The sequence below is a fragment of the Mycobacterium bulgaricum genome, from assembly GCF_041287165.2.
In the GTDB taxonomy this organism is placed as follows: domain Bacteria; phylum Actinomycetota; class Actinomycetes; order Mycobacteriales; family Mycobacteriaceae; genus Mycobacterium; species Mycobacterium bulgaricum.
On the sequence record NZ_JBGGKV020000007.1, the window covers coordinates 37099 to 61906 of the forward strand.

Sequence of the window (24808 nt, forward strand, 5' to 3'; positions counted from 1 at the left end):
CCTCGCCCTAGGGTGACTCCGCCGAGCCCGCAGACGCATCCGTGTCCGACGTGGTTCCGGTGTCGGCGGTGTTGTCCACCGTGGTGTTGGTCGACGTGCTGGAGTCGCTCGTCGCGGTCTCCTCGGGCGCGGCAGGCGCCGACGTAGCCGTCTGCGTCGGCTCGGCGACAACGGTGCTCGCGCCCGATGTCGTCGGCACGCTGGACTCCGCCGGGGCGCTGGTGGTGGGCGCGCTCGTCGGTGCCGACGTCGTGGCCACCGTCGACGTGGATGAACTGGTGGTCGTGGGTGCACCGCTGGTCGTGGTCGTCGGCGCCGTCGACGATTCCGTCTGCGATGCAACGGCTTCGGGCTGCTCGGCAGCGACGATGCCGAGAATCTGCTCGGTGTACTCACCCAACTGAGCTTCGATCTGCTCGGGACGGATCAGGCCGAGCTCGATCTGCAACTCGAACATCTTCATCTCCGACCACACCTTGTCGAGCTGCCGCATGGCGTCATCCGACAGCGGCTCGTCCAGGGTGACGAACACTTGGCGCGCCAGCGCGTAGGTCAGACAGTTCACGCACTCGTAGTTCAGCGCTCCGGCAAGATTCTGCGGGGCCACCACGTTGTCGTCGGCGTCGTCGTTGTCGACGACGAAGACGACCTGGTAGGCGACAGCGACTGCGGCACAGGAATTGCAGGACGCATAAGCTTGCGCCTCGTTGACGTTCATCGCGTCGGAGTCGTCGGTCACCCACACCATCGCGAACGCGGCTTCGTACTCGGTGGTGCCGTCGGTGGTGTTGACCGCGAGCGCTTGAACATCTCCTGCCTCAGGGGCCAGCGGCTTGTTGACGGGAAAGACCCAGCCCTGACGCGAGGGTGCGGCGGCTGTCGACCCGCCGCCGCCGCTTCCGCCGCGCATCTCGGGCCCCGACCGGGGCGTGAGCACCAGCGCCAGCTGAGGCGACTGTTTGGTGGGCATTGCAGAGCTGGTGTCCCAGACCGCCCGCATGACACCCTGCTGACCGTTGACCAACGTGCGCGACGACGCCACCGGGCGTGGATCTGCGCCCCCGCCAGCGGGATCTGACAGGCGACCGACGTCCAATGCGTAGACGATGTCGCCGATCGTCCCACGCTCCCACGGCTGGATCGGCCGGTAATTGGCCTCTCCCGGCCACCACGCATAGGCGACACCGCACCCGATGGCCATGCCGGCAGCCACCGCGACCATGCGCATCAGCGGCTTGCCCGCGGTCGACTTCCAGACCCCGGCCGTGGTGCGGCGTACGAGCCTGCCCAGCATGTAGAGGACTCCCGCGACCGGGATGACGATGGCGATCATCGCCAGCACGCGGGCCACCATTTGGATGAAGTCGCCGTCGCCCCATGCCGCCGCGAGGACGTCCTGCTGCTTGTGCAGACCCGCCCACGCACTGCCGAGCACCCTCGGCAGTGCCCACACCGCGATCGCCACCGTGGCGAGAAGCAGCGGGACGACCAGAATCACCCAGAGCGTCACCACGATTCGCGCCCAGGGCTTCAGCAGGCGGGCGTGCGGGTCGCCCCATCGCCACGGCAGGGCACCCAGCAGCGTCGGCTTGATGCGGGAGTAGAGGTCCGGCACTCCCGTGACGTCAGCAAGTACGTGATAGCCGTCGAAGCGCACCAACGGAGCGAGTTGCCGCAGCATCTGCAGAATTTGAGTGGCGACGACCAGAAGCAGGGCGTCGTACCCCAGCCAGAGCCACAGCCCCGTGATCGCAATGGCCACGAGGGCGTTGAAGTACAGGCCCCCTAGGTCGGTCCGAATCCGTCCCCATCGGCCGAGGCGATAGGAATCGGTGACGTCGGTGTAGAAGGCCGGCCACACGAGATAGACGCCGAAGCCCATGACGCCGGGAGTGGCGCCGCCGTAGCGCGCCGCCGCCGCGTGCCCGAACTCGTGAAAGCCCGCGGACAGAATCGTGACGACGAAGACGAGGATCAGGAGACCGGGACGCTCGAACGCGTCATGCGTGGCCGAAGCCAGGCCCTTCTCGAAGAACACCCACCAGCACACGACGGCGAACGCCGCGAGGGCGGGAACCGTGACCCAGGGCCGGAACAGAATGCGAAAGGGATCCGTGAACCGTCTCGTGCGCTCGGGATCGGTGACGGCGTAGCGAAACCGCAAGCCCAGCAGAGGATCCCGTTTGCGCACCGCGGGCTGGCTTCCGTCGCTCAGTGTCAGCAGCCCGAGCGGACGCAACTTCTCGTCGACGAGTTGAGAGACGTTGTCCTCGTTGATCGGCCGTCCGGTCGACTCCGACACCGCCGCAGCCACCTCTGCAGCGTTCTTTTCCCCGTCGATCTCGTGCAGCACCGCATACAGCAACGGCGTCAACTGGACGGTCTGACCGTCGCCCCGTCGCGCCAGCGATGGTGGGACCCGGTATCCGGATCCCACCATCTCGCCGATGAGTTCGACGCCGTCGGCGCGTCGGAGCACGACCTGAGTCGGCTCGGCGCCCATGGTGGTCATGGGTGTTCCCTAGGCCCGTCAGGCAGATCCGCCTGCAGAACTGTCGCCGCCGGCATCGGACGATCCGGAATCCGACGCCGTGTCCGTGCCGGCATCCGCGTCGCCGTCGCCCTGCGAGATCGTCGAGTCCTGGTCGGCCTCGGCCACTGCTTCGCCGATGACGGTCTGCTTGATGATCGCGTCCTGCTCGGCCACCGAGATCGCATCGGAGTCGATGGAACCGATGTTGGCGGACACGCCGGCATTGATCGGCGCAGCGACGTTCGCGTTGGCCGCGACAGCACCGCTGATGGGCGCCGCCAGGTCGGCATCGAGGTCCACATTGACGTTGACGTTCAGCAGGTTGCCGTCCAGCAGCCCGCCGGCGCTGGTGTCGACCGACGTGTCGGTCACATCGGTTCCGTCCGTCGTACCGTCGCCGTCGGTATCGGTGCCGACGACAGGCGGGACCTCGTCAGCATCGGTGTCCATGCCGCCCTGGTCGATACCACTCGCCTGGGTGGAGGTCGCATAGGCGTCGGCGTCCAACATCTGCTCGATCGACGTGCCCTGATCGACAGTGGCCTGGGCGCCCGAGCCATAGGCCAGGACATTGGCGCCCGCGGCCGCGTCGATCGGAGCCGCGACGTTCAGGTTCGCCGCGGCGGCCAGATCGATGGGTGAGGCGGCATCGAGGGCAACGTCGACATCGGCGTTGAGATCGAGGATCGACACCACTTCTTTGTCCGGCAGTGCGATCGCGCTCTCTGCCATCAACTCTTCTGGACTCAGTCCTTGCGTACTCATCCGATTCTCGCTTTCATACCTGGACGGCGTTGCTGTGGCTCGCCAGTCGCGCTCTGGATCGTGTGCCGCGGGGATTACCCCCGATCCCTCAAGATCAAATCTAGAAATGCGATCAATCTGATCTGGGGAAACGGTGATGAGCTAAGCAAGCCTCCGATCAGCGAAGTTTGCGGACGTTTAGCGCGAGAGATTTGCTGGACTGGATCCAGAATTTGTCGTCAGCGTCAGATCGCCCCCGGGACTATCTCGGCGCCGGTAGCGGTTAACGACAGAGACGGGTCGCGCGATATAACGGAAAAGAACCCTGAAACGAGCATCCAACAGGCAAGGAGTGCACGATGCAGGCGAAGAAGTATGTGTTGGCCGCGATAGCTGCGGGCGGACTGGGCGTCGGAATCATGGCCGGCGCCGGACAGGCAGCCGCCGATCCGCATTGGTGGCCCGAGCCCCCGCCACCCGGACACGTCGGCCAGGTCGTGAACGTCCCGCCCGGGCACATCGGTCAGTGGGTCGGAGTTCCCCCCGGCCACTGGGACAAGCCGTGGAAGTGGTTCAACTAGTCGCCATACGCGTCATGGAGCCGGATCCACTCGTAGGGTGGCCGCTGAGGCCATCCCTGCGGTGATTTCTCCCAGTTCTCCTGACGTCCGTAGGCCGTGAGGTCGAGGAGATCGAAGACCATCATGAACGGCTCCTCGCCGCGGTCGAACGTCTGCCAGGTGTGGAAGACGCGGTCGCCGTCCCGCAGGAACGCGCTGATCGAATGGCGTTCCTCGCCGTCGACGGTGACGTGAAAGTCCTCGTTGAACGTGCTCCGGCCGGATGACACCCACGGAAGATCCCATTCCATCCGGTCCCTGAACGCCACGATCTTGCCGACCGGGGCACGGGATACGAGCACCAGAGACGTGTCCTTGGCGTAGAGATGCGACAGCGGACCGAGGTGGTCGGCCATCATCGAACAGCCGGAACACCCTTCGTCCCAATCGGATCCGAACATGAAGTGCTGGACGATCAGTTGGCGTCGGCCGTCGAACAAGTCCAGCAGAGTCAGCGGGCCCGATTCGGTGTCGAACACATAGGGCTCGTCGATCTGCACCATCGGCAGTGTGCGGCGCTGCGCGCTGACCGCGTCCTTGAGGCGGAACAGCTCCTTCTCCCGGACCAACAGTTCGGCTCGGGCCTGTTCCCACTCGGCACGCGACACTATCGGCGGCAACGCAGGGGCGGTGTCCATGCGACGAGCTTGCCGCCGTCAGGCGAGGTCGGCAACCACCTCGGCCGCCTGGCGCACCTGATCGATGTCAGAGCTCGTCGGAATCAGATGGACCTCGTCGGTGCCGATGTCGGCGAACCGCTGCAGCACGTCGCGCAGGTCTTCGGTCGTCCCCGCGAAGCCGGTGGTCGGCGCCATGGCGTCGACGAACTCCGACGGAATCCAGTTCATGTAGCGCCGTAGATGACGGTGCACCTGCGCGCGCGGCGCCTCGCCGTCGCCGAGGGCGAACCAGAAGGACGTGGCCAGGTGGGGCGCCGCCTTACCGGCCTCAAGCCACGCGTCCCGGGCGACGTCGAACAACTCGCTCTGTTTGTCCACGGCGAGATCCAAGGTGGTGCCCGCGACCCCGTCCGCCCACGACGCCGCACTGCGGATCGTCTTCGGGCCCAGCGTCCCGACCTGCAACTCTGGGCCGCCCGGCTGCACCGGCGGCGGACCCACGGGCAGAGTCGAGTCGGTGAGCTTCTCCCCCGCCCACACGCGTCTCATGATGGCGACACGCTCGGCCATCTGGCGCATCGTCTGCGTGGCAGGGTCGGCACCAACGGCGAGGTAGTCCTCGTGGCGTCCACCGACGCCGATGCCGACGGTCAACCGTCCGCCGCTGAGCAGGTCGCCGGTCGCCAGCTGTTTGGCGAGCATCACCGGGTCGTGCAGTTGAGGTATCACCACCGTCGTCACCAAGCGAACCCGATCCGTCCACGCTGCGAGCGCACCCAGCAGCGTCAGGCTCTCCGGGTTGTCGAACGCGATCCGCTCGCCCCAGCACAGTGACGAGAACGGGCCGCCGTCGACCAGCTGCGCCCACGACTTCAACGTCGCCCTGTCGAGATCGGGCTCCATCACCGGCATCGTCATCCCGATACGCACGTCGGCGATTCTGGCACGCCGCCCGACGGCGTCTAGGCCGGCGGGTCCTTGTAGGCCCGAACGGGCTCGGTCCCCGGCGGTGCGAAGAGCCCGCGACGCACGCCGACACGGATCGTGCGGACCGCCACCAGCACCCACGTACAGAGCAGGCCGACATAGGCGAGGGCGGCCGCATAGCGGAATGCGGGCAGCGACGTGTGGACGGCGAGCTGCGTCGTGCCGGTCACAAAGGTGCCGACGGGGAACGTCAGACTCCACCAGGTCAACGCGAAGGGCATCCCGCGCCGCAGCGTGCGCACGGTCAGCGCCGTGGCCAGCGAGATCCACAGGACAGCGAAACCCCATACCGGCACGCCGTAGAGAACCGCGAAGACACGCATGCCCTCGGCGAGCTCGGCCTCGACGGCCAGCGCCGAGTCGGTGCCGAGAAGTCCTGCGACGGTGATGGATTGGCCGAGCGGACCCAACACGATCCAGAGAGTGGGAACACGCGCAGTGCCCGACGTACCGAAGTGCGCGAGACGACTCCACACCATCGTGATGATGATGAGCGAGGCCACCAGCGACAGACCGAACATCGCGTAGCAGCCGTAGAGCATCGTCGCGCGTCCCGGCCCGGCGGCCATGTGCGGGATCAGCAGGCTGCCGGTGGCGGCCGCCACCATCGGTGGTACCACCGGCATCAGCCAGCCGCCAAAGGCGGCGTCCGGCTCGACGCGGTATCGGGTGAACATCAGATACGGAATGCTCATCGCGGTGAACAGACCGCCGAGTGTGCCTGCCGTCCAGAGCACCCAGGCCACGTCGACGGCGATCCGGTCGCCGATCAGGTCGTGGCCCACCACCAGCGCCCCCGTGGCGACGGTGAGCAGGGCCATCGGGGCGGCACCGTAGAAATGCGCCATGGTCGGGTTGTGGTGATGACTGCGTGCCACCGTCGGATTGCGCAGCCAGTGCGCGAGCATCGCCAGGATCACGACCACGAGCCACAGCGCTGAAGCCACCCACACCACGAGGGCGAATGTGCGCAGGCCCGGCACGTGGACCGGAAGGGTGGCACCGGCATTGGCGACGATGCCGGTGCCCATCACCGAGGCGAACCAGTTGGGCCCGAGGTAACCGAGGATCTCGGGGCGCTGGTCGGCCGTGTCGGCGGTCATGGCGCTCAGTATGGCGACCGTGAGGGGGTGGTTATCCCCCGGGGGAATCTCGGGAAAACGCTGTGTCGCCACTGTGCGCAGGTCCATAGGTTGGTGACATGTCCGCAGTCACCGACACAGACGCCATGGAGACAGCCCCTGTGGCAGGGCACGACCAGTCCGATCCGCCGACCGCGGCTCGCACCCGGCCCTTCAGCGCCGCGGCAAGCGCGTCCCTGCTCGTCGGCGGGACTCTCGCGGTGGTGTGGTTCTGGATTCCGTTGGCTCTCCTCGTGATCGGTCTCTCGTCGATCCCGAGCATCATCGGATTCGCGGTGTGCGGCGTCATTTTCATCTATCTGATACGCGGCGTGGACTTCGTCGAGCGCATGCGCAGCGAGGCGGTCTTCGGCCTCGGCATCGGGGTCCCGCCTCGCAGGCTCTCGCACCACACCGGTTTCCAGGGCTGGGCACATCAACTCTGGCTGGACGTCAGCAGCGGCCGGTTCTGGAAAGCATTTGCCCACCACTACCTGAGAATGCTCTACGACGCGTTCGTGACCGGGTTGGCGTTCGCGCTACTGGTGTTCGCATTCCTGGCGCCTGCGGCAGCGATCGCGATCGGCCACAGCGACCCCGAGGCCGGACTGTCGTTCATCCCGACCCCGCTGGCGTTCGTCTTGGCGGTGGTGGCAGTCGCCGCCGCAGTCGCCCTGGTGATCTTCGCGCCCGCCGTGGACGCGGCGATCGACCGCTGGCTGCTGCCTCCGTCCCCCACTGCCGCACTCCAGCACGAGGTCAGCGCCCTTGCCGATGCGCGGGAGGGGGCGGTCACATCCGCGCAGACCGAACGGCACCGCATCGAACGGGATCTGCATGACAGCGTGCAACCTCGACTGGTGTCCCTGGCGATGACGATTGGCCTCGCACAGACCAAGCTCGACTCCGATCTGCCTGCGGCCAAGGCGCTGATCTCCGAGGCCCACGACGAAGCCAAGAACGCGCTGCTGGAATTGCGGAATGTCGTGCGCGGCATCGCGCCGACCATTCTGTCCGACCGCGGACTCGATGCGGCGTTGTCCTCGGTGGTGCAACGCTCCGTCAACTCCGGGGTGCCGACCACACTGAGCGTGTATCTGCCACGCCGGTTGCCCGACGAGGTCGAGGCGTGCGCCTACTTCGTCGTCGCCGAAGCCCTCACCAACGTCAGCCGCCACTCCGGAGCCGCGAACGCCGCGGTCACGGTTCGCCTGGACGAGGTCGCACATCAGTTGCACGTCAGCGTGTTCGACGACGGACGCGGCGGCGCTCGCGTCGTGGAGGACGACGGTGACAACGAGGCGACCGGCCTACGCGGGCTCGACGAACGCGTGCGCGCCGCCCGCGGGACGTTCACCGTGTCCAGCCCCGCCACCGGGCCGACCATCATCACGGCGGTGCTGCCATGCGGATCGTGATCGCCGAGGATTCGGCACTGCTCCGGGCGGGTATCGAGCGGATCCTGACCGACGCCGGCCACGAGATGGTCGCCGGCGTGCCCGACGCGACGAACCTGTTGCGTCTGGTCAACGAGACGCGGCCCGACCTCGCCATTCTGGACGTGCGGATGCCGCCGACGTTCACCGATGAGGGCATCCGAGCCGCTGCTCTGCTGCGCAGCCAGAACCCGGAGTCGCCCGTTCTGGTGCTCTCGCACTACGTCGAGGAGCGCTACGCCGCCGACCTGATCGCCTCGGACACGCGGGGTTTCGGATACCTGCTCAAGGACAGGGTCGCTGACGTACCAGCATTCCTCGACGCGGTGCACGTCGTCGGTGCCGGCGGAACCGTCCTCGACCCCGAGGTGGTCTCGCAGATACTCGTCCGCTCACACCGCCGCAATGTGCTCGATGCGCTGACACCCCGCGAGAACGAAGTGCTGCAGTTGATGGCGGAGGGCAAGACGAATTCTGCCATCGCGAGCGGTCTGCACATGTCCGTCGGTTCGGCCGAGAAGCACATCGCGTCCATCTTCACCAAGCTCAACCTCGCTCCCGACGAGAGCGAGAACCGCCGTGTCCTCGCGGTGCTCCGATACCTCGAATCCTGAAGTACTGAAAGGACTCCCGTGACCACAGCACTCTCCCCCGCGCCGGCCCCTGCGTCACCGCCTCCCCCGACTTCCCCCGGCGGCCGCAGCGCGGTCCGCGCACTGCTCATCATCGCCGCCACAGCGCTGGTGGTAGCGGTGGTGGTGTCGCTGGGCACGGCCGCATGGGGCATCAGCACGTTCCGGGTCGTCAAAGATTTTATGGCACTGCCGAACACGCTCACCTCGGTCACCATCGACACCGGGTCGGTACCCGCGTCGGTGCGCATCACCACCGACCGCGAGGTCCGCGAGCCGCGGGTGGACATGCGTATGGTCAATTCGACACGGGCGGGGTCGAATCCGTTGGCGGTCGCCGCCGATGGCGCCACCGCGCGTGTGACCATCGACGGCGAAGCCTCCGAGTTCCTGCGATGGGGCAGGGCCGGGGAGATCACCGTGGTCCTGCCCCCGGAACTGGCCCGTAGAGTCTCGGTGACCACGCAGCAGGAGATGGGTGTTCTGCTCGCTCAGGCGGACATCGACCAGCTGACGGCGCGAACGGTGGAAGGCGCTGTCGTGCTGAGCGGCTCGGCGCGACGGATCGACATCATCAACGAGCACGGCGACGTCACCACACGCGGACCCATCGCGGTCACCGAATCCTTCCGCGCGACCACCACCACAGGGGACGTCAGCGTCCGCTTCGCCGAACCGCCGAAAACCGTCGACGCCACAACCGAGCACGGCGACGTCGTGATCTCGCTGCCCCCGCCTGGCCCCTACGTCGTCGACGCCACGAGCGCGGTGCCCGGAAGCTCGACAGTGGTCGACGTGCCGCAGACGAGGGACCGCGGAAATGCCGCCGCCGTCGTCACCGGCCGGACCGAGACCGGCGACGTGGTGATCACCGAGGCGGACTAACCGAGAATTCGTTCTGCTCTTCGCAATCCGGTCAGGACAGGGGTGTCACCGAGCCGGGCCTGTCGCCGCGTCATCGAGACCATCAATCCCCGCCGGTCAATGCGGCGACGATGTCGGCCGCCGAACCGCTCGCGGCTTTCCGGAAACCTGTTCCCGCCCAGACATTCACCGCGTGAGGATCCCCGGCGCGCACGGACGCCGCCCGCACCGGGCTCGTCATGTAGTGCACCTCCGGATAGCCGAACGGAGCGTCGGCTTCATGCTCGACGATGAATCGGTTGCGCAGGCCGCGGGCGTACCGCCCGGAAAAAGCCCGTGTAACGGCGGTTTCGGTGAACTGGGGGTCCTGCAGCGCAGCCCGGTGCACGGGGGTGCTCCCCGCCTCGTCGGCCAGCAGGAACGCCGTCCCCAGCTGCACGGCCACCGCGCCGGCCCGCCGCACCCGGCCGACGTCCGCGGCGGTCATCAACCCGCCCGCCGCGACGACCGGAAGTTCCAGCTCGGCGACGAGCGACGCGAGCAGATCGTCCAGCGATTCCTTTGACGGCGCCGCGGTGGCGTCGAACGTGCCGCGGTGCCCGCCGGCCGACGGTCCCTGCGCAACAAGGACGTCGACGCCGACATCGGCTGCGGCCCGCGCCTCGGCCAGCGTGGTGACCGTGCCTGCGGTCGCAATGCCTGCTTCGGTGAGGCGGCGTCGCTCCTCGACGCTGGGCAGCCCGAACGTGAAGGAGACCACGGCAGGCCGTAAGTCGAGCAGCACATCGAGCTTGGCGGCCCAGTGGTCGTCGTCGAACCGTGGTTCGCCGAGGCTGACCCCGTAGCGCCGAGCCTCTGATTCAAGCGCGGCGGCGTATACCGAGATTGCGGCGGGCGTGGCCGCGCTGGGCTGTGGCACAAAGAGATTGGCACCCACGGGGGCCGCGGTGAGCTTCTGGGCAGCCAGCAGCCGTTCGGCGAAGGCATCCGCGGTGAGGTATCCGGCGGCGATGAAGCCGAGCCCGCCTGCGCTCGACACCGCTGCGGCGAGCTCAGGTGTCGACGGCCCACCGGCCATCGGGGCGGCGAGTACCGGGGTGCTGAGTTCGCGCAAGTCGAACATCACGTGCCTTTCGTATCATGCTCACATCGAGTTCTGGCTGGAACGACAGTCGTCGGCGGTTCTATCCTCGAAGTAATGGTCATCACCCTCAACCACACCATCGTCGCGGCCCGGGACAAGACGGAGTCGGCGACCTTCCTCACGGAATTGTTCGATCTACCGGCACCCCGGCCCTTCGGACACTTCCTGGTCGTCGGCATCGGAGACGTCAGCCTCGACTACGCCGAGGTGGGCCCGGACGCGCCGATACCGCCGCAGCACTACGCATTCCTGGTCTCCGAAGACGAGTTCGACGCCATCTACGGCAAGATTCGCCGGCGCGGGCTGGAGCACTGGGCCGACCCGAGAGGCGCCCGTCCTGGCGAGATCAACCACAACGACGGCGGTCGCGGCGTGTACTTCCAGGATCCCGGCGGGCACTACCTGGAGATCATCACCCGCCCGTACGGATCCGGCTCCTAGCCGATCGAGTGACCGCGCGCTTCTTCCTGGCCGCGGTAGTCGTCGGCCATGCTTCGGACATGATCCGGCAGCTCGCCGGACGCGACGTCGGCGAGGCTCGTCTGCTCCAGTACCGAGCGCATGCTCGCGCGCAGCGCGCGCCACACGTCGGTGAGTGCGGCGGTAGGCCCGGAGTACGGAAGGTCGCCGAGCCCGATGTCGCGCACGCTGGCCAGCGGTCCGTCGATGCAGCGCAGCACGTCGGCGACGCTGATATCGGCCGCGGGACGGGCGAGTTCGTAGCCCCCCTCCCGGCCGCGGTGGCTGCGGACCAGCCGGTCGGTGCGCAGGTCGGACAGGATGTCGACGAGGAACTGCGGCGGGATGCCCTGAGCTTTGGCCAGGTCGTCGGTCTTGACCAGGGCGCCGTCGTCGACGGTCGCCAGCTGGACCATCGCCCGGACGGCATACTCCGCCTTGGCCGACATCCGCATGGGGCAACCCTAGTCGGACGACGATCAAGCTGCGACGAAGGAGCCGCGTTGAGGAGTCCGACACGTTGGATCTAGTCGGACGACGATCAAGCTGCGACGAAGGAGCCGCGTTGAGGAGTCCGACACGTTGGATCTAGTCGGACGCCGTATCTCGGGTGTGCGCCCGGTCGCAAGCACGCCGAGATCCACCTTTTGCAGCAGAAGTGCGAGTGGCGAGCCGCAAAAGGTGGATTTCGGCGCGCAGGCTGGGCTGTCAGTCGGGGATGTCGCTCGCGTTCGGCACGACGACGGCGAACAGGTCGGCCACCGCGGCGAGGCTGGCCGTGTGCAGTGCTTGCGCAGGCACCGACTCGCCACCGACGCCAGGAAGCGTGCGGGTCGCGGTCGCGGCAGCCACCACCGTCGGTGCATACCCGAGGTTGAACGCACCGCGGGCCGTCGAGTTCACGCACATGTGCGTCATGAAGCCCGCGAGCACCAGATGTGACGCGTCGACGGATTTGAGGATGTCGTCGAGGTCGGTCTGCACGAACGAGTTCGGATAGTTCTTGACGACAACGGCCTCGCCGTTGCGTGGAGCGACCCTGTCGACGATCGCGTCGCTTTCGCCCTCGATGTCGTAGAGCGAGCCCGGGCCGTCGTCATGCTGGATGTGCACGACGGGGATGCCTGCCGTCCTGGCCCGGTCGAGCAGTGTCGCGGCCTCGTCGAGCGCAGGCTGGACTCCGTCGAGTTCCATGACGCCCCGGGTGTAGGTGTTCTGACAGTCGATCAGCACCAGCACGGAGTCCGCGAGGCTGACCGGGTCGAGAGGCAGTCCTGCGAGCGCGCGCAGGGTGTGAGGTTCAGACACCCGTCGGAGCCTACTGGCGGCACGCTCGGTGCGTCAGGACCCCGCGGGCGGGGGTGTGCAGTCGAGCCACACCCCGTCCTCACGCACATAGGGCGTGGGTTCGGTCTTGGTTTCGGGAGTCCGGTCGCCCATTGCCTGCGTCATCGTGACGTCGGCGGTGGCCGTATCACCGGTGATGACGATGTTCTCGACGTTGTCGACGGTCATCGTGGACGATTCCACCATCAGATCGAGCATGGCCGCCTGGTAGGCGGGCTCGTCATAGGAGACGATCGCCTGCGCCACCCGGTCCGCGGTTTCCTGCGACACGTTGCTGCCGAATTCCTGCCGAAGTTGTCCGGACAGCGTCACCGGATCCACCGTTGCTGCTTGCTCTTTCGTGCCGAACTCGGTGATCGGCGGGACGAGTGTCGTACCAGGATCGCTCATCTGCTCGCGGTACTGCGCACACGTCATCTCCGCGAGCGCATCCCAGTCGCCCTCGGAGAACGCATCGGCCTGCGCCTGAACCAGATCGCGGATCTGCTGCTCGTCACCTGCCGCAGCGACAGTCGTCGAGGCCGGCGCCGACGACGATGCGGAGGACGCCGACGAGTCCGCGGTGTCCGACGTGTCCGAGCCGCCACACCCGCTGAGCGTGAGCGCGACCGCCGTTGCCGCCGCGACAATGTGGATGACACGAACCATGTGATCCCCCGATCGGTGCCGCAATCTGCTGACCAACGCACTGTATCGGCTTCGCCGGCGGGCACCCTAGACTTCGCCGAATGAGGACGCGCCTGCTCGTCGCCGGCGCCATCATCGTGGCGCTGTTGTCGACGGCCGCTCTCGCGGCATTGATGAGCCGTTCAGATCGCGAGGACAACAATTGCGCGAAGGTCGATTCAGCCCTGCGGATAGCCCTGCCCGCCCGACTCGATGCCTTCGTCAACATGCCGGGGCACCCCCGCCGCCCAGCCGATCCGTCCCAACCCGACGACGAGGCCAGGGCGGCCAACGATATTCGTTCGATCGCCGCGACGATCGACGCACCTTCACTGCGCGCACGCGTGATCGCCATAGCCGACGATCTGGAAGCGATGAGCCGAAGCCGAACGGCCGTCGTCGACCCCGCCGCACCACCGGACAAGCAATTCATGGGTGCGGTGCAAGACATGGGCACATCCATCCACGACCTGGTGAAGGCGTGCCCGGGTATCGGCGATCCGGCCGTCAGCCCGCCGTGACCGCCAGCACGGCGTCGGCGAGTTCCCGGCGGCACACGATCAGGTCGGGCAGCTTCGAGTCGCGCTGGTTGTAGACCAACGGGGATCCGTCGAGCCGGGAGGTGAACAGCCCGGCTGCGCGCGCGACAGCGACAGGCGCTGCGGAATCCCATTCGTACTGGCCTCCCGCATGCACGTAGACGTCGGAGAGACCCTGCACGACCGACGCGACTTTGGCTCCTGCCGAACCCATTTCGACGAGCGTCCCGCCGAGTGCATCCCTGACCTGCAACGCGATGGCCGGTGGGCGGGTGCGCGACACGACGACGCGCGGCGCTTCGGGGCTGACCGGCGGTGCGACAACAGTCGGGGTGGCGAGGGTGACGCCTTGCGCCGGAAGGGCCACGGAACCGGCGACCAGCTCACCGGCCTCCCAGAGAGCGACGTGCACCGCCCAGTCGGCGCGGCCCAGCTCGGAGAACTCCCTCGTGCCGTCGAGGGGGTCTACGATCCACACCCTGCGCGCGGACAACCGCACCGGATCGTCGACACCCTCTTCTGACAGCACTGCATCGTCGGGCCGCTCGGCCGTCAGCGCGGCGAGCAAAAAGTCGTGAGAACGCTTGTCCCCCGCTGCTTTCCGCTCCTCCGCGGTGGCTTGGGCGAGCTCGGCACGGACCTCGAGCAGCAACGCTCCTGCCTCGGTCGCGAGCCGCGCCGCCAGGTCATGATCGCTGGTCACCGGAGACGGCTCTCCAGCAACGCGATCACCGCGTCCGCATGTTCGTCGGGCGTGCGATCCGGGGTCAATCGCAGATCCGGGTCCTTGGGGCGCTGATACGGGCTGTCGATCCCGGTGAAGTGCGTGATCTCCCCCGCACGGGCCTTGGCGTACAAGCCCTTCGGATCCCTGCGCTCGCAGTCTTCCAGCGGGGTGTCACAGAAGACCTCAAAGAAGTCGAGCCCCTGGTCGGTGGCCACCTTGCGTGCCAGCGCACGGTGCTCGGTCAGCGGGCTGATCGCCGGAACCAGGACCACCTGGCCGGAATCGGCGAGAATGGCTGCCACATGGGCCAGCCGACGCTGGTTCTCCGCCCGGTCGTCCATGGAGAACCCCAGGTCCGCATTGAGACCGTGGCGCAGGTTGTCCCCGTCGAGAACGTAAGCGGGAACGCCCTTTTCGAGCAGCTTCTGTTCGACCAGCATCGCCACCGAGGACTTGCCCGAACCCGAGAGGCCGGTGAACCACACCGTCCGCCCCTTCGTGAGCCGATCCTCGGACTTGCACAGCGACTCGTGGCGCACGGTGTTCGGGCTGGAGGTCCGCGCAGACACGTACGGCAGGATCATGCCCGCCGCGACGGTGCCGTTGGTGTTCGGATCGATCAGGATGAACGAGCCTGTCGCCGCGTTGCGGCTGTACTCGTCGAGCAGTAGCGGCACCTGGCTGCGCAGCGAGATCCGGCCCAGCTCGTTGAGTTTGAGGGCGGTGGCCGACTTGTCGCGGTGCAGGGTGTTGACGTCGAGACGGTAGTCCAGACCGGTCACCTTGACCCGCGTGGTGCGAGTCGTGTGCTTGATGACGTAGTCCCGTCCGGGCTCCAGCGACTCCCCGTCCGCCATCCAGCAGACCGTTGCATCGAACTCCTGGGCGACGCGCGGCTGGTTGTTCGGGCGCGCAATCATGTCGCCGCGCGAGATGTCGATGTCGTCGGCCAGGCTGACCGAGACGGCCATCGGCGGGAACGCCTCCGAGACAGGCCCACTCGGCCCTTCGATCTCGGTGATGCGCGACGTCTTGCCCGTGGGCAGCACGACCACCTCGTCGCCGGGCCGCATCACACCGCTGGCAACCGTCCCCGCGTAGCTGCGGTGGTCGGCATGGTCGCGGGTCTGCGGCCGGATCACATACTGGACTGGGAACCGGACGTCGGTGAGGTTGCGGTCACCCGCGATGTACACCTCTTCGAGGTGCGCGAGCAGGGACGGTCCCTCGTACCACGGTGTGACATCCGACTTGGTGACGACGTTGTCGCCGTTGAGCGCCGAGAGCGGGATCGTGGTGACGTCGTGGACGTCCAGACGGGCCGCGAAGTCATGAAAGTCGTCGCGGATCTTTTCGAATTGCTCTCTGTCCCAGCCGATCAGGTCCATCTTGTTGACCGCGAGCACGATGTGCTGGATGCCGAGCAGCGATGCGAGGAACGCGTGTCGACGCGACTGCTCCAGCAGTCCGTGGCGGGCGTCGACGAGTACGATCGCGAGCTGAGCAGTCGACGTGCCGGTCACCATGTTGCGGGTGTATTGGATGTGTCCCGGGGTGTCGGCGATGATGAATTTCCGCTTCGCCGTGGCGAAGTAGCGATACGCGACGTCGATCGTGATGCCCTGCTCGCGCTCTGCCCGCAGACCGTCGGTGACCAGAGCGAGATCGGTGTAGTCGTTACCGCGCTCCTTGGAGGTGCGCTCGACGGCGGCGAGCTGGTCCTCCATGACGGCCTTGCTGTCGTAGAGCAGCCGGCCGATCAGAGTGGACTTGCCGTCGTCGACCGAACCCGCGGTCGCGATGCGAAGAAGTGTGGTCGAGCTACCCATCAGAAATACCCCTCGCGCTTGCGGTCTTCCATGCCTGCCTCAGAAATTCGATCGTCGGCGCGAGTCGCGCCACGCTCGGTGAGCCGCGAGATCGCGGTCTCGGCGATGACCTCGGAAACCGTTGCCGCCGTGGACTCCACGCAGCCGGTGCAGGTCACATCGCCGACGGTGCGGAACCGCACGGTCTTTTCGATGATGTCCTCGTCCTTGCGCGGCTGCAGGTACTTGTGCACCGCGAGCAGCATGCCGTCGCGCTCGAACACCTTGCGCTGGTGCGCGTAATAGATGGACGGCAGCGTGATCTTCTCGGCGCCGATGTAGGACCAGATGTCGAACTCGGTCCAGTTCGACAGCGGGAACGCCCGGATGTGTTCGCCCTTGCGGTGCCTGCCGTTGTACAGGTTCCACAGCTCGGGCCGCTGATTCTTCGGATCCCACTGACCGAACTCGTCGCGGAAACTGAACACACGCTCCTTCGCCCGCGCCTTCTCCTCGTCGCGCCGGGCGCCACCGAAGGCGGCGTCGAACTTGTTCTCCCGGATCGCCCGCAACAGCGTGAAGGTCTGCATCGGATTGCGCGACGGGATCGTCTCGACCACGCGACCGGCGTCGATGTCGTCCTGCACCTTGGCGACCACGAGGCGCACGCCCGATTCGGCGACGAGCTCGTCGCGGGCCTGCAGGACCTCCTCGAAGTTGTGGCCGGTGTCGACGTGCATCACCGGGAACGGCAGCCGGCCCGGCCGGAATGCCTTGAGGGCGAGGTGCAGCATCACGATGGAGTCCTTGCCGCCCGAGAACAGCAGCACCGGCCGCTCGAACTCCGCGGCCACCTCCCTGATGATGTGGATCGCCTCGGCCTCCAGTGCACGGAGGTGGCTCAGCTCGTAGCGGCCCGCATTCTGCGTGAGCTCATCGGTCGCGGTCATCATTCCCCATAAAGTTGGTAGATTTGACCATATTTACGGTCATAACCTGATATGAAACCAGCGGCGTGGATGCCTGTCAACAACTTCCCCCACATCCGGGAACACCTCGGCCGCCGGTGATGGTCACGAGCCTGAATCAGGCTGACCGCTGCGCCGAGCGTGCATTGGGGGCGGGTTCTGGGCCGAAATTCCGCCCTCAACGCACGCTCGACGATTGTTGGTTCGGAGCTTTACTTCGACAGGTCGTAGACGGTGGTCCCGCCGACGTCCATGGGTTCGAAGTTCTGCTCGACCCACGCGGCGATCTGGCTCGACGTACCGGAGTCGCCTCCCGGCCCCCGATGCCCGCCTGCGATGAAATAGCGAACCTGGCCGTCGGCGACGTAGTTCTGGAACTGCTGCAGGGTCGGCGAGTTGTCGCTGCCGGTGAAACCACCGATCGCCATCACCGACGCACCGGTCTCCAATTCGAGGTCTCCCGCAGTCATGGACCCGATGCTGGCTGCCGCCCACCGGTTGTCGACAGCACGGACAAGATCCTGCAGTTCGGTGTTGTCCGAGACCGATGCGCCAGGGCCACCGGGACCACCGAATGCGCCCGGGGCGGCGTCGGATCGGGCCGGACCCGACATCGCCACCGGACCGTGCTGGGCCGCCATCGCGGTCTCGATCGCGTACGCCGCCGGCGCGGCACCGCCGAGCAAGAGCGCCGAGGCCGCCACCGCCGCGGTGACACGCCCCAGCCGATGAACACCCACCGCGATGACGGCCGCCACGGCGATCGAACCCACCAGGACCACCCAGCGCAGCCACGGCTGCCAGTCCGGAGTCCTCGCCAGCAGAATGAACGCCCACGTGCCCGTCACCGCCGACATCGTGGCCAGTACGGCCCGGGGCGCCACATACGCTCTGCCGCGCCACAGTTCGGCGACGGTGAGTCCGACCAGTGCCGCGATCGCCGGAGCCAGCGCCACGGTGTAGTAGGGATGGATGATCCCGTCCATGAAGCTGAACACCACGCCGGTCACGAGTACCCAGCCACCCCACAGCAGCAGGCTCGCGCGGACCGCACCGGTGCGCGGCGCGCGACGGGTGAACCACAGCCCCGCCACGAGGCCGATCAACGCCGCGGGAAGCAGCCACGATGCCTCGGCGCCCATCGAGGCTCCGAAGAGCCTGCCGATTCCGGGATCACCCCCGAAGAACAGGTTCGACCCACCGCCGGGCATGCTGTGGCCGCCCGGCAGTTCTTCATCACCCAGGACGCGCTGAATCCCGTTGTAGCCCAGCGCGAGCTGCAACAGGCTGTTGTCGGTCGAGCCCCCGATGTAAGGCCGCGAATCCGCGGGCCACAGGCTCACCATCGCCAGGAACGCACCCGCGGTGACGACCATGGTGAGGGCCCCGACGAGCAGCCGCCCGATGCGCTGCCACATACCGATCGGCGCGGCAACGAGAAACGCCAGCGCCAGGCCGGGCATCACCAGAAAAGCCTGCAACAGCTTCGTCAGAAAGGCGAATCCGAGCGCCACGCCGACCAGTACGACCCATCGCGTGCCGCCGGTCTGGATCGCGCGAACCATCAGATATGCGGCCACCACGAGCAGCAGCACCAGCAGCGCGTCCGGATTGTTGTAGCGGAACATCAGCGCCGCCACCGGCGTCACGGCCAGTGCGATACCGGCGAGAAGCCCTGCTCCCGGGCCGCTGACCCTCCGCACCGCGGCGAACAGCACCCCGACCGCCGCGACGCCCATCAGCGCCTGCGGAAGCAGCATCGTGAACGGGCTGAACCCGAACAGCCTGCCCGACAACGCCATCACCCACAGTGCGGCCGGCGGCTTGTCGACGGTGATCGCGTTGCCCGCGTCCAGGGAGCCGAACAGCAACGCCTTCCAATCCTGGGTGCCCGCCTGGGCGGCGGCCGCGTAGTACGTATTGGCCCACCCCGAGGAGCCCAACCCCCACAGGTACAGCAACCCGGTGGCGGCCAGTAGCGCGAACAGTGCCGGCCGCACCCAGCGCGGCTGCGGCGGCTCGACAGGTTGCGGCGCTGCGTGCGCGCTGACAGTCGGTGCAGTCATGGTCATCGGGTGATTCCTTCAGTGGTGGTGCGGCGGGGATGAAAGACCCAGCCGCGCAGGAGGACGAAGCGCACCGCGGTCGCGAGCAGGTTCGCTGCGACGAGAACCGTGAGTTCGACTATGTGGTGCGGGGATTCTGTCGCGGCGTGCAGGATTGCGAGGGCGCCGCTGGTGATGGTCAATGCCACGCCGAACACGACCAGGCCTTCGACATGGTGGCGCGCAAGCTGTGAACGTCCGCCGACGCCGAACGTGAAGCGCCGGTTGGCTGCTGTGTTGCCGATCGCGGTGACCAGCAGGGCCATCACGTTGGCCCACTGGGAACCGGCCCATCCCTGCATCATGACGAACAGCAGGATGTAGGCGGCGGTGGATGCGACACCGACGGTGCAGAACCGAACCGCCTGTCGCAACAGCGATCCCGGTGCCGCGGAGCCGTCGGCCTTGCCGAGCTGGGCGGCGATCGTGTTGACCGGGATGGCTCCGGTCGCGAAGCCGCGCAGCAGCCTGCCGATTCCGCGGAGATCGGCGGCCGCGGTGGCGACGATGTCGACGCTGCTGTCCGGATCGTCGACCCAGTCGACCGGAACCTCGTGGATGCGCAGCCCACTGCGTTCTGCGAGGACGAGCAGTTCGGTGTCGAAGAACCATCCGGTGTCCTCGACGTGGGGAAGCAGTTGCGCGGCCACATCGGAGCGGATCGCTTTGAAGCCGCACTGGGCGTCGGAAAAGCCGGCCGACAGTGTGGATTTGAGAATCAGGTTGTAGCAGCGCGAGATGATCTCCCGTTTCGGGCCACGGCGGACGCGAGCGCCGCGCGCCAGCCGGGTGCCGATCGCGAGGTCGGAATGGCCGGATATCAGCGGGGCCACGAGCGGAGCGAACGCAGCCAGGTCGGTGGACAGGTCGACATCCATGTAGACGAGGACCGCGGCGTCGGATTGCGACCACACCTGGTGCAGTGCCCTGCCGCGACCCTTCTCCTCCAGCCGGACGACGCGCACGTCGGCGAGTTCGGCCGCAAGCTCCGCCGCGATGCGCGGGGTGTCGTCGACACTGGCGTTGTCGGCGACGGTGATCCGCGCGGGAAACGGTACGGACTCGTTCAGATAGCGGTGTAGGCGACGCACCGAATCCGCCAGTGCGGCCTGCTCGTTGTAGACCGGGACCACGACGTCGAGCACCGGAGCGACCGTGTCCCGCGCTGCTGCCGCCGCGTTGGGGCGGGCTTCGAAACAGCTTGCTACACCGAAGTTCTCAAGAACAGCTTCTGTCATGTCATCATGCTGGTGCGCGGAGGTGTGCGCACCGTGGGCCGGAGCTATGCGCCGGCTGTGAGCTGGCGGGCGTCTGTGTCAGGTCGTACACGGCGGTCCCGTCGACCGTCAGCTCCGGGTAGCGCCCTTCGACCCATTCGCGAATCGCCGTCGATTCATGGGTGTCGCTGCCGGTGCGGTGACCCATCATCACCGTCGGGCCGACGATGAAGTAGTGGATGCGTCCCTCATCGACGTAGCGGACGAAGTCGCCGAGCGTCGGTGACGGGTCGGTGCCGTTGAACCCGCCGACCGCCATGACCGGCGCTCCGGCGGCCAGCTGGTAGCCCGCCGCGTTATTCGATCCGACAACAGCTGCGGTCCAGGTGAATTCGTCGGCGCCCTGCTTCAACAGACCGATCAGATCGGGGCGGGGGTTGGGTGCGCTGAGCAGCCCTCCGCCGGTGATGCTGCCGTGGCCGCCATGTGACGGTCCGACCGACGGGAGCGCCCCGCTGTGCGGCGACGCGGCCGTCGCCAACGAGAACGCCGCGGGGGCCAGGAGACACGACACGGTTGCCAGCCCCGCGACGAGAACCGCAACGCGCCGGTGCAGCCTGCCGGCGACCAGAAGCAGCGCGGCGGCTCCCGATCCGCCGACCGTGACGACGACCCGCAGCCACGGCATCCAGTCGCCGTGGCGTCCGAGCAGCACAACAGCGAGGGCCGCGGTGACGGCCACGGCGCCTGCCAGCGCGGCGGCCGACCTGATGTCACGGCGCCGCTGCCACAGCAGCGCCGCACCGATCGCCACTGCAGCGGCAACGGCCGGGGCAAGCGCCACCGTGTAGTAGGGGTGGACGATCCCGTTCATGTAGCTGAAGACTGCCGCGGTGACGAAAAGCCAACCGGCCCAGAGGATCAGTGCGGCACGGGTGGGGTCGGTGCACGGCCGCCGCCACGTGATGACCAGTCCAGCGACCGCGCAGATGAGTGCGGCCGGCAGCAGCCAGCCGATGCCGGACCCCATGCCGAACCCGAACAGGCGCCCCCAGCCGACGTCGTGGTTGAGGTTCCCGAGACCACCCGGCTCGTCACCGGTGAGCCTGCCGATTCCGTTGTAGCCCAGCGCGAGTTCGAGAATGCTGTTCGTCTGCGAGCCGCCGATATAGGGCCGCATCCCTGCCGGCCACAGGTCGACTACGAGCACATACCATCCGGCCGACACCACGACGGCCACGGCCGCGAGCAGAGAATCGGTGATGCGGCGCCGCAGCGGCCGCTGTGCGGCGACCAGATAGGAACCGGCCAACGCGGGCAGCACGAGCAGGGCCTGCAGCATCTTGGCGAGGAATCCGAACCCGACAGCGACGCCGGCCGCGATCAGCCACCAGCGGCTCGCCCCCTTCTCGCAGGCGCGCTGGGTGCAATACCCGGCGACGACAAGCAGCAGCACCAGTAGCGCATCCGGATTGTTGAAGCGGAACATCAACGCCGCCACGGGTGTCAGCGCCATGATCGCCCCGGCCAGGAGGCCCGCCCCCGGCCCACTCACGCGCCGCACCGCCGCGTACAGCACCGCTACGGTGGCCACGCCCATCAGGGCCTGAGGTATGAGCACGCTCCACGGGTTGACCCCGAAGAGACGGGCCGAGATGTCCATCACCCACAGCGCCGCGGGCGGCTTGTCGACCGTGATCGCATTCGCGGCGTCGCTGGACCCGAAGAACATCGCGGTCCAACTCTGCGAGCCCGCCTGCACGGCCGCCGAGTAATACGCGTTGGCCCAGTTGCTCGCGCCGAGGCCCCACAGGTACAGGCCCGCGGTCGCCAGGAGCAGCACGGTAAAGCCGATTCGCGACGAGCAGACGCGAACTCGTACGCCTGCGCGATCACGGGTGCGAGTGTGCGTCTGCCCGTCCGGGATCAGCAGGGTCACCCGACGATCATCGGTGACCCCGCTAGGCGTCTGATGGGGGTGAACTGTGCCGCAGCTGTGAATCGCCGGGCAGTCTGACCCGGAATTCGGTTCTGCCCTCGACACTCTGCAGGTCGATCGTGCCGCCGTGCGCTCGCACGACCGCAGCCACGATGGCCAACCCGAGACCGGTGCTGCCGCCGAGGCGCGAACGCGAGGTGTCCCCGCGCGCGAAGCGTTCGAACACGTTCGGCTGCAACCAGTGCGGGATACCCGGGCCGTCGTCGACCACGGTCAGGACCACCTCGCCGTGCTCTGTGGCGGAAAGCGACGTGGTGACCGTCGTCCCCGGCGGGGTGTGCGTGCGCGCATTGGCGAGCAGGTTCGCCAGCACTTGCTGCAGACGCGCTTCGTCGCCTGTGACGGTCACCGGTTCGTCGGGAAGGTCGAGTTCCCAGCGGTGTTCGGGCCCGGCGACGTGAGCGTCGCTGACCGCGTCGACGACCATCCGGGTCAGGTCGACGCTGTCGCGCTGCAGCGGTCGTCCGGTGTCGAGACGCGCGAGCAGCAGCATGTCCTCGACAAGGCGTGTGATGCGGGCCGTCTCGGATTCGACGCGGTTCATCGCGTGAGCGACATCGTCGGGCAATTGCGCCTGCTTGCGTTGCGCCAGTTCGGTGTAGCCGCGGATGGCGGCCAGCGGCGTCCGCAGCTCGTGGCTGGCGTCGGCGACGAACTGGCGCACCCGGGTCTCGCTGGCGTGCCGGGCCGAGAGCGCACCTGCGATACGGTCGAGCATCCGGTTCAGCGCCGCGCCGAGCTGTCCGACCTCGGTCTGGGCCGCGGCCGGATCGACGTCGACGATCGGGGTGGGCAACCTCACCTCACCGCGGTCGAGTTCCAGGTCGGCGACCTGCTGGGCCGCCGTGGAAACCCTTGCCAGCGGGGCGAGTTGGCGCCGGACGATGACAACCCCTGCGGTGCCCGCGCCCACCAGGGCGACCGCCGCCACGACGCAGAAGATCACCACCACCCAGAACAGCGTGTCGTCGACGTCAGAGGTGGGCAGGCCGGCCACCACGGCCTCACCGGGGATGTGCGATGGGAACGCGACGACGCGGTAGCGCCCGAGCCCCTCGAGGTCCACGGTTCGCGGCCGTTGATCGACCGGCACCGTTGCGAGTTCTGTTGCCGCGGCTGCGGATATTTCGGTGCGCGAGCCGTCGGAGGAGATCATCCCGGCCTCCTGTGCGCGACCGTCCGACACCACCGCTCCGACGGTGAGGATCGCCTGGCCGGGCGCGTTCAGGAACGCCGGCCCCGGTCCCCGGTCATCGCGGATCACCATGCGGGGACCGTGACCCGGGTGCGGTGGGAGCGGCAGCGCAGGCGCAGTCGGCAGGCGTAGGCCGGGCGGCAGGGGCGCCATGCCCGGCGGAGGCGGCGGCCCGAATTCGAAGATCACCGACGACCGCTTGCCCGCCTCGACGACCTGCTCGTCGAGCTGATTCATCAGGAACCGCTGCAGCGCGAACTCTGTCGCGATGCCGATGCCCGCACAGACCACGGCGAGCAACACCACCTGGGTGACGATGAGGCGGGTGCGCAGCGACCAGCCACGGGTAGACAGTCGCACGCGCTCAGCGCGCAGGCTTGAGGACATACCCCGCACCGCGCAACGTGTGGATCATGGGCTCGCGGCCGCTGTCGATCTTCTTCCTCAGATAGGACACGTACAGCTCGACGATGTTGGAGCGTCCCCCGAAGTCGTAACTCCAGACGCGGTCGAGGATCTGGGCCTTGCTGAGCACTCGTTTGGAGTTGCGCATCATGAAGCGTAGAAGCTCGAATTCCGTTGCGGTCAAGGTGATGATCTCCCCCGCACGGGTGACCTCGTGGCTGTCCTCGTCGAGGACGAGGTCTCCGACGACGATCTTGGCGCCACCGTCCTCGGTCGCCACGCCGGTGCGCCGCAGCAGCGCCCGCAACCGCAGCACGACCTCTTCGATGCTGAACGGTTTGGTCACGTAGTCGTCGCCGCCGGCAGTCAGGCCCGCGATACGGTCCTCGACCGAATCCTTCGCGGTGAGCAACAGCAGCGGTAAGCCCGGTATCTGCTCGCGCAATTTGCGCAACACCTCCAGCCCGCTCATGTCGGGAAGCATCACGTCGAGCACGACGACGTCAGGCGGGTTCTGGCGGGCGATCGCGATGGCCGACGCGCCATCGCCGGCGGTCGAGATATCCCAGCCCTCGTAGCGCAACGCCATGGACACCAGCTCGGCCAGCACGGCTTCGTCGTCGACGACAAGGACGTGGATCGGGCTGCCGTCCGCGCGGCGCATCACGACCC

The 24808-nt window shown here is 67.4% G+C and carries 23 protein-coding genes; 6 read left to right on the forward strand and 17 right to left on the reverse strand.

Translation table 11 applies throughout. The features are described 5' to 3' along the window. Positions 1-7: 7 nt before the first annotated feature. Both ACAG24_RS18930 and ACAG24_RS18935 read right to left on the reverse strand, forming a co-directional pair. Entirely contained in the window at positions 8-2512 is a 2505-nt protein-coding gene (locus tag ACAG24_RS18930) for a M50 family metallopeptidase (protein ID WP_370474824.1), read from the reverse strand. Positions 2513-2530: 18 nt separating this feature from the next. Then, a complete protein-coding gene (locus ACAG24_RS18935; RefSeq protein ID WP_370474825.1) occupies positions 2531-3298 on the reverse strand; it encodes a peptidoglycan-binding protein in 768 nt (255 codons plus the stop codon). Positions 3299-3636: 338 nt separating this feature from the next. On the opposite strand from ACAG24_RS18935, the gene ACAG24_RS18940 reads away from it, so the two are divergent. After that, positions 3637-3858, forward strand: coding sequence for a hypothetical protein (locus ACAG24_RS18940; RefSeq protein WP_370474826.1), 222 nt, complete (start codon positions 3637-3639; stop codon positions 3856-3858). On the opposite strand, the gene ACAG24_RS18945 is transcribed toward ACAG24_RS18940, so the two are convergent. The 3 genes from ACAG24_RS18945 to ACAG24_RS18955 are packed head-to-tail and all read right to left on the reverse strand — an operon-like array spanning position 3855 to position 6607. Next, positions 3855-4535, reverse strand: coding sequence for a DUF899 domain-containing protein (locus tag ACAG24_RS18945; RefSeq protein ID WP_370474827.1), 681 nt, complete (start codon positions 4533-4535; stop codon positions 3855-3857). The two genes, ACAG24_RS18940 and ACAG24_RS18945, sit on opposite strands and share 4 nt — an antisense overlap. An 18-nt stretch (positions 4536-4553) precedes the next feature. Next, positions 4554-5429 (reverse strand): LLM class flavin-dependent oxidoreductase, encoded by an 876-nt coding sequence (locus ACAG24_RS18950; protein ID WP_370474985.1) that lies wholly within the window; start codon positions 5427-5429, stop codon positions 4554-4556. Between the two features lie 50 nt (positions 5430-5479). Then, a complete protein-coding gene (locus ACAG24_RS18955) occupies positions 5480-6607 on the reverse strand; it encodes a TDT family transporter (protein ID WP_370474828.1) in 1128 nt (375 codons plus the stop codon). A 98-nt stretch (positions 6608-6705) separates the two neighbouring features. On the opposite strand from ACAG24_RS18955, the gene ACAG24_RS18960 reads away from it, so the two are divergent. The 3 genes from ACAG24_RS18960 to ACAG24_RS18970 are packed head-to-tail and all read left to right on the forward strand — an operon-like array spanning position 6706 to position 9578. Then, a complete protein-coding gene (locus tag ACAG24_RS18960; RefSeq protein ID WP_370474829.1) occupies positions 6706-8043 on the forward strand; it encodes a sensor histidine kinase in 1338 nt (445 codons plus the stop codon). Next, positions 8031-8675, forward strand: coding sequence for a response regulator transcription factor (locus ACAG24_RS18965; RefSeq protein WP_370474830.1), 645 nt, complete (start codon positions 8031-8033; stop codon positions 8673-8675). Before ACAG24_RS18960 ends, ACAG24_RS18965 begins: the two co-directional genes overlap by 13 nt. An 18-nt stretch (positions 8676-8693) precedes the next feature. After that, positions 8694-9578 carry a DUF4097 family beta strand repeat-containing protein gene (locus ACAG24_RS18970; protein WP_370474831.1) on the forward strand — a complete coding sequence of 295 codons (885 nt, stop codon included), beginning with the start codon at positions 8694-8696 and terminating at the stop codon, positions 9576-9578. Positions 9579-9660: 82 nt separating this feature from the next. Here ACAG24_RS18970 and ACAG24_RS18975 read toward each other — a convergent pair whose 3' ends face one another. After that, positions 9661-10683, reverse strand: a complete 1023-nt coding sequence (locus ACAG24_RS18975; RefSeq protein ID WP_370474832.1) for a nitronate monooxygenase — start codon at positions 10681-10683, stop codon at positions 9661-9663. 72 nt (positions 10684-10755) lie between these two features. On the opposite strand from ACAG24_RS18975, the gene ACAG24_RS18980 reads away from it, so the two are divergent. After that, a complete protein-coding gene (locus tag ACAG24_RS18980; RefSeq protein WP_370474833.1) occupies positions 10756-11142 on the forward strand; it encodes a VOC family protein in 387 nt (128 codons plus the stop codon). On the opposite strand, the gene ACAG24_RS18985 is transcribed toward ACAG24_RS18980, so the two are convergent. The 3 genes from ACAG24_RS18985 to ACAG24_RS18995 form a co-directional block, all read right to left on the reverse strand. After that, positions 11139-11615: an Rrf2 family transcriptional regulator gene (locus tag ACAG24_RS18985; RefSeq protein ID WP_370474834.1), complete on the reverse strand. Its 477-nt coding sequence runs from the start codon at positions 11613-11615 to the stop codon at positions 11139-11141. The genes ACAG24_RS18980 and ACAG24_RS18985 overlap by 4 nt on opposite strands. Before the next feature lie 253 nt (positions 11616-11868). Continuing rightward, positions 11869-12468, reverse strand: a complete 600-nt coding sequence (locus ACAG24_RS18990) for a cysteine hydrolase family protein (RefSeq protein WP_370474835.1) — start codon at positions 12466-12468, stop codon at positions 11869-11871. Between the two features lie 33 nt (positions 12469-12501). After that, complete coding sequence (locus ACAG24_RS18995) at positions 12502-13155, reverse strand: hypothetical protein (RefSeq protein WP_370474836.1); 654 nt, start codon at positions 13153-13155, stop codon at positions 12502-12504. A gap of 80 nt (positions 13156-13235) precedes the next feature. Between ACAG24_RS18995 and ACAG24_RS19000 the strand changes: the two genes are divergently transcribed. Next, positions 13236-13694, forward strand: coding sequence for a hypothetical protein (locus ACAG24_RS19000; protein WP_370474837.1), 459 nt, complete (start codon positions 13236-13238; stop codon positions 13692-13694). Here ACAG24_RS19000 and ACAG24_RS19005 read toward each other — a convergent pair. From ACAG24_RS19005 to ACAG24_RS19040, 8 genes are all read right to left on the reverse strand, one after another. Continuing rightward, positions 13681-14415: a 3'(2'),5'-bisphosphate nucleotidase CysQ gene (locus ACAG24_RS19005; protein ID WP_370474838.1), complete on the reverse strand. Its 735-nt coding sequence runs from the start codon at positions 14413-14415 to the stop codon at positions 13681-13683. The genes ACAG24_RS19000 and ACAG24_RS19005 overlap by 14 nt on opposite strands. Continuing rightward, the gene (gene cysC, locus ACAG24_RS19010) at positions 14412-16268 is read right to left on the reverse strand and encodes a sulfate adenylyltransferase subunit CysN (protein ID WP_370474839.1); all 1857 of its coding nucleotides are present in this window, start codon (positions 16266-16268) and stop codon (positions 14412-14414) included. Before cysC ends, ACAG24_RS19005 begins: the two co-directional genes overlap by 4 nt. After that, positions 16268-17197 (reverse strand): sulfate adenylyltransferase subunit CysD, encoded by a 930-nt coding sequence (cysD, locus tag ACAG24_RS19015; RefSeq protein ID WP_370474840.1) that lies wholly within the window; start codon positions 17195-17197, stop codon positions 16268-16270. Before cysD ends, cysC begins: the two co-directional genes overlap by 1 nt. A 230-nt stretch (positions 17198-17427) precedes the next feature. Further along, positions 17428-19287, reverse strand: coding sequence for a glycosyltransferase family 39 protein (locus tag ACAG24_RS19020; protein ID WP_370474841.1), 1860 nt, complete (start codon positions 19285-19287; stop codon positions 17428-17430). Then, a complete protein-coding gene (locus tag ACAG24_RS19025; RefSeq protein ID WP_370474842.1) occupies positions 19284-20558 on the reverse strand; it encodes a bifunctional glycosyltransferase family 2/GtrA family protein in 1275 nt (424 codons plus the stop codon). Before ACAG24_RS19025 ends, ACAG24_RS19020 begins: the two co-directional genes overlap by 4 nt. 4 nt (positions 20559-20562) lie before the next feature. Continuing rightward, the gene (locus tag ACAG24_RS19030; RefSeq protein WP_370474843.1) at positions 20563-22476 is read right to left on the reverse strand and encodes a glycosyltransferase family 39 protein; all 1914 of its coding nucleotides are present in this window, start codon (positions 22474-22476) and stop codon (positions 20563-20565) included. Positions 22477-22498: 22 nt separating this feature from the next. Then, a complete protein-coding gene (locus ACAG24_RS19035) occupies positions 22499-24118 on the reverse strand; it encodes a sensor histidine kinase (protein WP_370474844.1) in 1620 nt (539 codons plus the stop codon). After that, entirely contained in the window at positions 24096-24800 is a 705-nt protein-coding gene (locus tag ACAG24_RS19040; protein WP_370474986.1) for a response regulator transcription factor, read from the reverse strand. Before ACAG24_RS19040 ends, ACAG24_RS19035 begins: the two co-directional genes overlap by 23 nt. Positions 24801-24808 lie beyond the last annotated feature (8 nt).